The 11507-nt window shown below is 45.6% G+C and carries 10 protein-coding genes and 1 other annotated feature (1 of these 11 only partly in view); of the genes, 3 read left to right on the plus strand and 7 right to left on the minus strand.

Features of this window, described 5'->3' with window-relative positions; genetic code table 11:
- Positions 1-177 (minus strand) — a binding site (T-box leader); it reaches 39 nt to the left of the window's first position.
- Positions 178-366: 189 nt separating this feature from the next.
- The 3 genes from HGJ98_RS20590 to HGJ98_RS20600 form a co-directional block, all read right to left on the minus strand.
- Entirely contained in the window at positions 367-1734 is a 1368-nt protein-coding gene (locus tag HGJ98_RS20590; protein WP_291353594.1) for an FMN-binding glutamate synthase family protein, read from the minus strand.
- Positions 1735-1955: 221 nt separating this feature from the next.
- On the minus strand, positions 1956-2486 hold the full coding sequence (locus tag HGJ98_RS20595; protein WP_291353581.1) for a nitroreductase family protein: 531 nt from the start codon (positions 2484-2486) through the stop codon (positions 1956-1958).
- Between the two features lie 86 nt (positions 2487-2572).
- On the minus strand, positions 2573-3268 hold the full coding sequence (locus HGJ98_RS20600) for a hypothetical protein (protein WP_291353582.1): 696 nt from the start codon (positions 3266-3268) through the stop codon (positions 2573-2575).
- A 269-nt stretch (positions 3269-3537) separates the two neighbouring features.
- On the opposite strand from HGJ98_RS20600, the gene HGJ98_RS20605 reads away from it, so the two are divergent.
- Positions 3538-4299, plus strand: coding sequence for a LysM peptidoglycan-binding domain-containing protein (locus tag HGJ98_RS20605; protein WP_291353583.1), 762 nt, complete (start codon positions 3538-3540; stop codon positions 4297-4299).
- A gap of 216 nt (positions 4300-4515) precedes the next feature.
- Positions 4516-5394 (plus strand): DMT family transporter, encoded by an 879-nt coding sequence (locus HGJ98_RS20610; RefSeq protein WP_291353584.1) that lies wholly within the window; start codon positions 4516-4518, stop codon positions 5392-5394.
- Here the strand turns inward: HGJ98_RS20610 and HGJ98_RS20615 are convergent.
- Positions 5360-6355: a sodium:calcium antiporter gene (locus HGJ98_RS20615; protein WP_291353585.1), complete on the minus strand. Its 996-nt coding sequence runs from the start codon at positions 6353-6355 to the stop codon at positions 5360-5362. The genes HGJ98_RS20610 and HGJ98_RS20615 overlap by 35 nt on opposite strands.
- A gap of 286 nt (positions 6356-6641) precedes the next feature.
- On the opposite strand from HGJ98_RS20615, the gene lepB reads away from it, so the two are divergent.
- Complete coding sequence (gene lepB, locus HGJ98_RS20620; RefSeq protein WP_291353586.1) at positions 6642-7166, plus strand: signal peptidase I; 525 nt, start codon at positions 6642-6644, stop codon at positions 7164-7166.
- A gap of 172 nt (positions 7167-7338) precedes the next feature.
- Here the strand turns inward: lepB and yihA are convergent, their stop codons facing one another.
- From yihA to HGJ98_RS20635, 3 genes are all read right to left on the minus strand, one after another.
- On the minus strand, positions 7339-7941 hold the full coding sequence (yihA, locus tag HGJ98_RS20625; protein WP_291353587.1) for a ribosome biogenesis GTP-binding protein YihA/YsxC: 603 nt from the start codon (positions 7939-7941) through the stop codon (positions 7339-7341).
- Positions 7942-8537: 596 nt separating this feature from the next.
- Positions 8538-10958, minus strand: coding sequence for an endopeptidase La (gene lon, locus HGJ98_RS20630; protein ID WP_291353588.1), 2421 nt, complete (start codon positions 10956-10958; stop codon positions 8538-8540).
- Positions 10959-11038: 80 nt separating this feature from the next.
- On the minus strand, positions 11039-11507 hold a 469-nt coding region (locus HGJ98_RS20635), incomplete at its 5' end, for a S16 family serine protease (RefSeq protein WP_291353589.1).

Here is an 11507-nt window from a genome sequence, read left to right on the forward strand (position 1 = left end):
GAGAAAACATTCGTTCCCTCAGCACTTGGTAAACGTAACGGGTTTTTCCGTCAGAGAGTACTTCATTCCCCTCAGCCCCTCCTGTGCGACCTTAGTGCTTTACCGAAAAGACCTTCCAGCTATGGTCCTTCTCTCTATACGGTATCTGTCACTATTCCTCACATTCCCTGGGTTTGACTCGATTATTTTTATTGAATACATTATACTCGGCACAATAAATATTGTCAAAACTGGTTTGTCACATAGTTTCTTTCGCGTGTCAAGGGGGGCGGTCCTTTTGACACGTATCATCCCTGAAGTTCAGCTGGTGTAAGTTTAAGAAGACAGGTTCGAATGCCTCCCCATTTCGACCTGTCTTTTTGCTGTCTAATCTTCCCAAGGATAGGCACGCTTTACACCTGTCACTTTGGCGGTCCATTCGTCTAAGGCCACGAGATCATTGGGGCCTAGCTCAGACAATGATGTTTTTCCTAGAGCCCGTACACCCTCTTCCATTTCAAGAGCCATGGATTTTAGAACATTGGCCACACTTTTAGTGGCCAAGGAGATATCGAGACGTTGTTTATAGGGAGAATCATACCAAATCAACTGAGTTAACGGTTCCCAGGGAAGAATTTTTTGAATTTGGTTATGAACAAGGGCAAATATCGGAACGGTTCCCAAGTAGATTGCATCTGCACCTAGGGCTATCGCTTTTAGACATTCTGCGGGAGTTGAGTATCCTCCTGAAACCACTAAACTTACTTCTTTACGAGCCCCTTGTTCGCGTAAAAAACGTTCCGCCCGAACTAAGGCTAACAAGCTGGGAATTCCCATGTCATCACAAATCATCGGGGATGCCCCAGATGCTGCGCCTTGGGCCCCATCGATTACAATTACGTCAAAATCTGCTTCTAAGCAGACGGCCAAGTCCCTTTCCAGCCCTCCCGTAGCCATAATCTTAATGGCAATCGGTTTGCCCGCCGCTTCTGTACGCAAATCCGAGACATAATTTGACCAATCCCAAGGGGTCTGAATTCCTGGGATTACCGCCGAAGTAATGACGGATTCCACTGGGGAGATACCCATTAGTTTTTGTGCCTTCCCCTTCACTTTACTTGGTTCTTTAGAATAATACCCCATCCTTGCCCCCTGACCCATCTGTACTTCCAGCATATCCGCAGCGGCTATACCTTCAGGACTCCGACCCCAAGTGCTTCGACTAATTTGCCAAATAAATTTTCCGGCCTCATTGCGTTCTTCTGGCAAAAATGGCCCCTCGCCGGAATTTGTGGCAGTCCCCATTTGTTTCGAGGCTCTTGCTAGGGCTCGTTTAGCCTCTTCGCTAAGGCCCAATCCGTAACTCATGCCGGAGATCATAAGCGGGATATCAATCTGAAGAGGTTTCTCTGCTTTGGCACCGAGGGTTACTTTCATATCGACTGGAATGGTTCCTTCTTTAGGCAGACGTGCCATTTGGCCGGCAACAAACATAAGGGTATCATAATGGGGCATTGGCTTTGATGAACCTAAGGGGCGCTGAATGATTTTGCCTTCTTCCGCTCGCAAACTGATCTCTAGGATTTTGAGTACAGAGGTACGACGTACTGCACTCCAAAGTTCCATTAGATTCTCAGAATACTTATCTCGCAGCAATCTTTCGAAAACTAAACCGAAAAGCCGTTGGACGATGGTTCGAAAGGAACGTTTACCAACAAAATAAACGACACAAAAAATTATTCCTGCGGCAATCATCGTTCCTGCCACGGAAAGCGCAATAATAAGCAGGGCGGTTTGTAATAACAAAGTGAATCCCCCATCTTGAAATACAAAATTAATCCAATCCTCAATCTGATTAGGCGTAGTCTATGCTGCTTGGCTAATTTTATTCTAAGATGGGGTTCTAAACAAAAAAACAAGGAGGCTCTTTACTTGCAAAAGCAGATAAAGCCCCCCATTTCTAATATGATATTAACTTATGCCTGACCCCATTTTCCTTTGAAAGCAATCTCGGGCATAGCTTTACGCGGGCGCGGGCGCCTCTCCTCGGCAGCATACCCTAAGGGAGTCATAGCCACAACTCGAACATCCTCAGGAACATTCAAAGCTGCACGTACCTTTTCCTCCGTAAATAAGCCCTGCCAGCACGTTCCCAAGCCCTGTTCTGTCGCTGCAAGGATTAGATGTTCCATGGCAAGCCCGGCATCAAGCATCATATTGTCCTTGCCTTCCCATACTTCCGATTCCTTAGGCACAGCACAAAGCACAATAACGATGGGAGCTGAGGTCAAGGCCTTACGCCCTGGGTTACTTTCCCCCATGCTTTCAGCCATAGCTGCTCTCCCGGCTGCATCTTCAATCACAATAAAGCGCCAGCACTGCATATTTTTCCATGACGGTGCTAATCGTGCACATTCCAATACATACTCAAGCTTCTCTGGCTCGACCGGCTTATCCAAATAAGTACGTAGGCTTCGACGGGTCTGTACCAATTCTAAAAAGTTCAATTTTATCCCTCCCAATTTTTGTTGCTCCTGAAGTATTCTCTTCCACTGGGTCAAACTCCTTCTTATTCAAAATCTTCTAAATATAATTATTGCTCCCACCAAGGTTTTGCTTTCTCCTCGCTTTTATCCCAAACGACTAGATCATTTTGCATGGGTACCGGGTCCTCTTTCCTGGAAATTGTCTTACACTCATTCTCCCTGTCCCAAGGCCATTTAATAACTGAGCTCTCTTCAGAATCCTTCTGTATTTCTCTGACTCCTTCGAATTCGTCCTCAGAGCTATTAATCCATTGAAGCTTTGAGGGATTTGCTCTTGGTGTAATATCCTCTTCGGAATCCCATTTGAAATTACTGCTGAACTGGTCATCCCTGTCATATCCTACATAAGATGGGGTATAAGCCGATCGACTTGGTCTTCCGGTCCACCCACTTGGAACAACATCCCTTTTTCCCGCGCCAAAAGCACCGGCCACTAGCCCGATAAGCGTCCCTTCAATAAGAACTTGAATAAAGCCTAAGCCCCGGATTGGTAGGAATAAGGCAAGCAGCAGCGTCCCCACTATGACATAACCAGCTCCAGTTACTCCGCCCATAAACCATTCCTTGCTCTCTTTAGCTGTGCGGTATCCGCCTATAAGACAACTTGCCAAAAGCCCAATATCCAATAGTTGGGACACACTTAGTCCCCCAAGGCCCATTGCACGTCCGAAGATACCGGCAAAAAGAGTCACAACAGTGACAAGTAAGGCCGTTGAGATTCCTCTTAAAACATATGAACCCACGTTTACTCCTCCTTTAATAGGAATTATTTTAAGCTAGGATATTTATAATAAATCGTTTAATACATAACTACGTCAGACTCGTCCAATACATTCCAATCTTAACCCCATTATTATCCATTATCACGTCTCTTTGCCATCGAATATACTGTCATATGACATATACAATACTTGGCTTGACACAAAGCCATCGGCATAGGTGCAGCACCTATGCGCTGCCATGGATGGCCGAGTGTCCCTGTACCCTGACTAGTATAAAGGGAGGAATCCTCATGAACTATGCACGATATATTGTTAATCCAGGAGATACTATATATAAAATTGCTAAAGCCTATAACGTCCAAATGGCTGAAATCATTCAACTAAATCAATTGAAGCATCCTGACCGTATTTATGCGGGTCAAGTTCTATTACTTCCATTCCCAGCTGCCTGTGAACCAATCGTTGGACCTACACCTGTTCAAATTCCCGAACCAACCTATACATATGCCATGTGGCTCTATGAAGCTTATGCAGGGAAGGACTCCGAGTTAACGGCAATCACTACTTACCTTTATCAGGCCGTGCTCCTAGACCGCCCGGAATTCGATGCTTTATTGAGACCCATTGCTTATGATGAGATGCAACACCTTGAAAAATTGGCCTTAGCCTTACGTCATCTGGGAGTTGACCCTAAATACGGTTCCTTAAGTAGTGGGCATTGGGTGGATTGGAGATCTCGATATGTCAATTATACCAGCGACCTATGTTCTCTTCTCGATTCTAATATCGAAGACGAAGCGAGAGGCCACCGAGATTATCTGGAGTTGGCTCAAAAAATCCCGATCCCAGAGATTCAATGTATTCTTAACGAAATGGCCGCGGACGAAGAACGTCACTACCATTTATTCTGTCAGGCGAAAGAGCAATACTGCAGCGGAGGCTCACCTTGTCCACTTCCACCGCCATGTTCTCCTCCCCCAATTTATACCCCGATAGATGAGCCAGAGCCAATCATTGATTTACCAGGGCCTCACGAAGGAGGAAGAGGTTAGTGCTTATTCCCTCTTTTCAGTTGCAATTTGATCCGTTATACTAGTACTATCGTAATCCAGTGCCACAACCATACTTTCTGTCCTAGATCAGAAAAGGTCGTTGCGTATTCTTACGCAACGACCTTGTTTTGTACTCAACTTTGCCCCCGGCGTCTATGGATTGACGCCAGCCAAACTTTTCTATGAATTATTTGCTTTGAAAGGAAGTTATCGGATTTGAAGCTGAACAGAAGCCACTGGGCTGATCTTTCTTTACTTTTGGTTGCCTTTGTTTGGGGTTCGACCTTTGTCATTGTCAAATGGGCTATCGAGGATCTTCCTCCGTTCCCATTTCTTGCGATCCGTTTTGCCATCGCGTTTGTGAGTTTATTACCATTTCTCTGGTTTCAAAGAGCTCATATTAACTTAGGAACTTTACTCAGTGGGGTAGTGGCAGGGGTCTTTCTTTTCTCCGGCTATGCTTGGCAAACCGTCGGTTTGCAGTACACAACCGCCTCCAACGCCGGTTTTATAACGGGGCTCTCTATTGTCTTTGTTCCAGCTTTAGTGGCCATAACGACAAGAAAACTCCCTAGTCCCAGCTTAATCCTTGGCATCCTATGTGCTCTAGTGGGTCTTGCTTTGCTTTCCCTAGGTGATAGCCTTCAGCTTAATAATGGTGACCTTATGATTCTTTTTTGCGCCATAAGCTTTGCCTTACATATTTTCTTAGTTGGACGTTATGCGCCTCAAACAAATGCTACAGTCTTAGCTAGTATACAAATTCTTACGGTAAGCGTTCTAAGTGGTTTTTTCTCCCTGATTTTGCCTCAACCTGTTCTTGTCTTTAGTTCAACTGCCTGGTTTGGTCTACTGGTTACCGCCATTCTTGCAACGTCAATGGCTTTCTTTGTGCAAACCAAAATGCAACAATTTACCAGTTCAACTCATACAGCTCTTATTTTTTCCATGGAACCTGTTTTCGCCGCCATTTCTGCTTTCTTCCTTGCGGGTGAGTTGTTGACCCCTAAAGGATATTTAGGGGCAGGATTAGTTCTAACGGGTATGCTTGTTGCAGAGTTTACTGGATCGAAAAACGAACAATCGTTACAATAAATACTAGGTAAAAGAACCCTCCAATCAGAAGGGTGCTAGGAAGAATCACCCCTTTACGACGCAGTGAAAGGTAGGGAATAACCGCTGCTCCTAAGGCGAGAAGCGCGCTCCACAAGGCCAAGGGATCTAACTTCCAAGGTGTAAGAGCAATACCAATCGCAGGAATTATTGAGCTTTGAAAGACCATGGCTCCGGTCAAATTCCCCATGGCTAGGGTATCTTTGCCCTTACGAATCCAAAGTACACTATTAAACTTCTCTGGTAGCTCTGTGGCAATGGGTGTGATTATTAAAGAAAGCACAAAAACCGGAACCCCGATGGCTACTGCGATGGGTTGCACCGCATTGACAAAGCGATCTGCACCAAAAACAATGGCGACCAAGGCCAAGGTTATTTGCAGTAAAATTTTGGATGTAGTCGGGTTACGAGCGCTCCTATCCATATAAAGAGGCGCTAATTTTTCATGTGTACAATCATCTTTACAGTCGCGGATAGTTTGGTAAACATAAACTACATACGCAGCAACCAAAGCTAATGCTGCCCCATTTTTCATAGTTTCAGTTGGTAAAAAGGAAGCTAGGATCGCGACGGTATAAACAATCAGGAAAAACTTTAGGTCGTGGTTGACAACCTTCGCATCCAAACGCAAAGGAAGATTCTTTCGCCGGAACAACAGTGCCGCAAACCCCGTAATAAAGAAAGCGACGGTGGCTAACATAAACGGGGCACCTAGAATTGCTCCAATGCCTATTTCCGCTCCTTCCGGCCCCACTCCGCCTAATATGGCCATAATTGGCACCATGGTTTCAGGCAAAGCTGTGCCAACGGCCGCGAAAATACTTCCGACAGCACCTGCTCCCAGTTTAAGTCGTTTTCCCAGCCACTCAATTCCATTTGTGAAGGCTTCTGCTCCAATTAAGATAATCCCTAAACTTATAACAAGCATACCTATATCTCTCAACCGTTACCCCCCTTCCTTTTGCTTCATCTCCCGAGGGTTCCCCAACAATAGGTTTTTTGTAGATAGTTCTCGCCTTATAACTATACTAGGGTGAGTATTTTTTTATGACAGCGTGACAGGGGGACGGTCCGGTCCTTTTTGACACGATTTGATGTAAGGCCAAGCGTGTCAAAAAGGACCATCCCCGTTACATAGACTTTGACATGAAGGGACCGTCTCCGTGACACGGTTGTGGAGCTAATATATAATATAACCTTAAGAACGGAGTATTGAGGAGGATCACGGTTTGGATGCGCGACTTAAAAAGCTAATAGAATTGGTGGAGATAATAGCCTTAGGATTTATTTTGTCATTTGTAATTAGAACGTTCCTTTTAGATCCGAGGATTGTACCTACAGGCTCAATGTTACCAACGATTCGTCTGCAAGATCGATTATTAGTTGATAAGCTAATGTTTAAATTTAATGGAATTGAACGAGGAGACATCGTTGTATTCCGTGCTCCCCCGGAATCTGGCGAAAAAGATGATCTGATCAAAAGAGTCATTGGATTACCCGGAGAGACAATTCAGGTTAAGGATGGAAAGGTATTGATCAATGGGGCAGCACTTGAGGAAGATTATCTTTTAGACAAACCTGATTACCAATACGATCCTGTTACCGTTCCAGAAGATTCATATTTTGTCTTAGGGGACAATCGCCGGGGGAGCAATGATAGCCACATCTGGGGTTTCGTACCGATGCAAAACATAAAGGGTAAGGTTTGGATTCGTTATAGCCCTTCGAATAGATTCGGGAAGTTAGACAAGTAACCGCAAAAAGGAACCCCCAAATCAGTGCTGATTTGGGGGTTCCTTTTTGTGGGCTGGCGGAAAAAGCTTTCTATCACAGCCAACTATGAAACTATCTGGTTCTATCAAATGAACTCCGACTTTTCGTGTTAAAGCACTAGCGTGTCAAAAAGGACCGTCCCCCTGACACGTTTTAGACTTCCTGATTTAATCCCAAGATTTCTTCAATTGCTTCATTCAACTCTGTTTTTCCTATCCCTGACTGAGCCGAAAATGGGAGGATGAGCGAAACATCTGGAATATCTAGGGCATTTGCTATAACTTTTAAATGTTTAGCCCACTGTCCGCGGGAGATTTTATCGGCTTTGGTAGCCACCACCATGGTTGGAACTTGCATGGTGCGTAACCACTCTTGCATCTCGATATCTTCAACACTCGGCGCATGGCGAATGTCGACAATTTGTATAACCGCTCGCAAAGGCTCCCGCTTTTTGAGATAGTGTTCCATCATAGGGCCCCATTGGGCATTGACTGTCTTGGCAACTTTGGCATAGCCATAGCCTGGTAGGTCAACGAAGAACCAGGAATCATTGACTCTATAGAAATTTAAAGTTTGGGTCTTTCCGGGTGTGTTTCCAGTTCGTGCAAGGTTACGCCGTCCTAAGAAGGCGTTTATCAGGGATGACTTGCCTACATTGGACCGCCCAGCCATGGCTATCTCAGGTAATCCGTCAACCGGATATTGCTCATATTTTACGGCAGATGCAACATACTCTGCGTTTTTTATGACTATCAAGGTATCTCTTCCTTTCGAGACTCAGTTTCTTAGCCCAGTCGCACACGCTGCATCGCTATTCCCTTGCCGATAAGGCTAAAACGCAAAACCTCTGGGTTTTTCTGCATGTGAACCGTTGCGTTTCTTCACGCCTTATCGACTGCGTCCATTGACGCGATTCCGCTAAAGTGCTCCTTAAGCTAAGAAACTTCGTCTGGCTTGTGGACGACGAAGGTAGGAATGACGGAGAGATTTGTCAGGTGTTTGCGTCTTTAGACGCAAAAGCGATTATGTAAATCTGTGAACAATTCTAGAGTTACGTGCAAGTTCGGGGACGCTTCCAAGACTTGCATACTTGCTCTTCGTCCTCCAGCCCAAGAGGGTCGCGATCACACGGCGCGAATGCCTTTGCGGGAGTCGTAGCCAAACTCGGCTTTAATCCGCTTGCATCAAGCAGGGCGGGAAACAGGGACGTTTCCCGCCGGCCATGCGACAGGGACGTCGCTTTGGCCGGGAATCCTGCCGCTTGCATGACGGATTAAAGCCCTAGTTTGTCACGACGAGCGCATGGCTGAGCAAGTGTGACGCGACCCTCGCCCCAGAATGCCACCCTCGCCTTAGCAGGTTTTTGGGTGTTCTTCTGTTCTTGGTTCCTCGGTTGGAATTCCGCTTGGAGCGTACATTGAGTTTAAGGGTGGATTTTTGGGGACTTTATCAGAATGAGCTAGGGGTAAGAGGGCGAGCTTTAGTACTTCTTCAATTCGGCTGACAAAGTGGAACTCTAGGACTTTGCGTACGTTTTCCGGGATGTCCTCGAAGTCCTTGCGATTTTCTTCGGGGAGGAGCACGACTTTGATTCCTGCCCTATGTGCCGCTAAAACCTTTTCTTTGACACCGCCGATGGGTAATACGTTGCCGCGTAAGGTTATTTCTCCAGTCATCGCCAGATCTGGACGGACTGCGCGCTTGGCTATAGCTGAGGCCATTGCTGTGGCCATGGTGACCCCGGCTGAAGGACCGTCTTTGGGTGTGGCACCTTCTGGTACGTGGATGTGCAGGTCGGTACGATCATAAAAGTCTTCTTCAATACCAAGTTGCAGGGCATAGGCTCGGATGAAGGTCCAGGCAGCTTGCGCGGATTCCTTCATGACGTCTCCTAGTTGACCTGTTAAGGTTAACTTCCCTTTTCCGGGCAGTGGAGTTACTTCGACTGTAAGAACTACTCCGCCGACTTCAGTATAGGCTAGTCCTGTTACGGCTCCGATCTCCGGGGCTTTTGCTGCTACTTGGAAGTGATAACGAGGAGCGCCTAAGGCAGACTCTACATCTTCGACTGTCACAGTATGCGGTTCCCATTCTTTCTTCACCCAACGGACAGCTATTTTCCGACAAAGGTTGGCTACTTGTCGCTCAAGGCCTCGGACCCCGGATTCTTTTGTATAACCTTGAACGAGTTTTAAGAGAACATCCTCTTCCAAGGTAAAGACATCGTTGCTAAGCCCATGAGCCTTCATTTGCTTGGGCACGAGATATCGGCTAGCTATATTGACCTTTTCATCTTCTGTATACCCACTTAGGGTAATGACTTCCATCCGATCTAGGAGGGGACGGGGAATTGTGTGTAAGGTATTGGCTGTTAAGACAAATAAGGTTTGGGCTAGATCAAAAGGAACTTCTAGGTAGTGATCCGTAAAGGTACTGTTTTGCTCAGGATCTAGAACCTCTAAGAGAGCTGATGCTGGGTCACCGCGGAAATCCGAGGCCATTTTATCGATTTCATCGAGAAGAAACACGGGATTACGGGTTCCTGCCGTGCGCATTCCTTGAATAATCCGTCCGGGTAAAGCACCGATATAGGTACGGCGATGTCCCCTGATTTCAGCTTCATCCCGTAGTCCACCTAAGGACATACGTACAAATTTGCGGTTTAAGGATCGGGAGATGGATTTTGCTAAGGAGGTTTTCCCGACTCCTGGAGGTCCCACTAGGCAAAGAATGGGACTTTTCATTTTTGGTGTCAGCTTACGGATCGCCAAGAACTCTAGAATTCGTTCCTTGATTTTCTCTAAGCCGTAGTGATCCTCGTTCAGGATTTCTTCCGAACGGACTAAATCAATTTTATCCCTTGAAGTCTTTGTCCAAGGTAGGACTAAGAGCCAGTCTAGATAAGTACGAACCACCGTGCCTTCTGCCGAGTGTGGAGGCATTTTTTCTAAACGATCTATTTCTTTCAGTGCTTTCTCTTCAACTTCTTTAGGAAACTTAGCTTTAGCCACTTTTTCCCGGTATTCATCTGCTTCAGCTTGACGCTCGTCTTTATCTCCGAGTTCTTTTTGGATTGCTTTCATCTGTTCCCGCAGGTAGTATTCCTTTTGAGCTTTATCCATTTGTTTACGAACTCGCTGACCGATCCGCCGTTCAAGTTCTAAGAGTTCGATTTCTCGCATGATCAGTTCTGTTAATCGTTCGACACGTAATTGGACTGACATTGCTTCTAAAATGGTTTGTTTGTCTGGAACCTTAAGGTTCAAGTGGGATGCTACGATATCCGCTAATTGTCCTGGTTCCTCTACGGCTAAGACAGTTCCAATGGTTTCTAAAGGAACACGTTTGCCGAGCTTGGCATATTCTTCAAACTGATGAGTCATTCCTCGGACTAGGGTTTCTAATTCAGGAGTCATAGGTTGCTTTTCTTCTATTAATTCCTCAATTCGTACCCTAAAATATTTATCTTCCTCGATGAATTCAAGGACTCGTCCACGCGAAATCCCTTCAACGAGGACTCGCATCGTGCCGCCCGGTAGTTTTAAGAGTTGTTTGATTTCTGCAATTGTACCCATTTCATACAAGTCATCGGGATCAGGCGAATCAATCTCTGTTTCTTTCTGGGAAGCTAAAAGAATGATTCGATCATCAAGCATGGCTTCTTCTATCGCAGCCATAGACCGTTCTCTGCCTACGTCTAGATGAATAACCATATACGGAAAAACAAGAATCCCACGTAACGGGAGTAATGGTAATTCACGTTCTTTTGTCAACTTATATCCCCCCATTTGCAAAAAATCCTGTGAAAAAAAGACACACTACAGCTAGTGTGCCAAACTTATCTTGAACTATTCTAACATGTTTTGCCCTGTTCAGGCAAATTAGCAACAATGTTGGTTACCGCCTTATTAACGGCTCCAAAATCTATACGATTTAAAACTTCCTCAAGGGGCGGCCTGGTCTCAATTTTCTCTAATTTTATCTCTGGGATAAGTGCGGTATCGAGTACTTGAGAGAGCTCTTCCACTGTAATGATTTCAATCTCGTCCTTTAAATCCGCAAAACGCTCTTGCCAGTTTTCCTTAGGAATTAAAACTCGCTTGCATCCAGCTTGTTTAGCAGCTTCAATCTTTGCTGCAACGCCGCCAATGGGTTTAACTCGTCCACGGATTGATAGTTCACCCGTCATGGCTAAAAAATTATCAATTTTTTGCTGACGAATTGCGGATATTGTGGCTGTCGCAATGGCAATCCCAGCTGAAGGACCATCAACGGGCCCTCCTCCCGGAAAGTTAACGTGTAGATCATAATTTTTAGGCTCT

Source organism: Desulfosporosinus sp., from assembly GCF_014237355.1.
Classification (GTDB): domain Bacteria; phylum Bacillota; class Desulfitobacteriia; order Desulfitobacteriales; family Desulfitobacteriaceae; genus Desulfosporosinus.

What these genes read in the sequence shown, in the direction of transcription:
- HGJ98_RS20590 (WP_291353594.1), bottom strand. Translation starts at nt 1,734, where the DNA reads ATGATTGCCGCAGGAATAATTTTTTGTGTCGTTTATTTTGTTGGTAAA.
- HGJ98_RS20605 (WP_291353583.1), top strand. Translation starts at nt 3,538, where the DNA reads ATGAACTATGCACGATATATTGTTAATCCAGGAGATACTATATATAAA.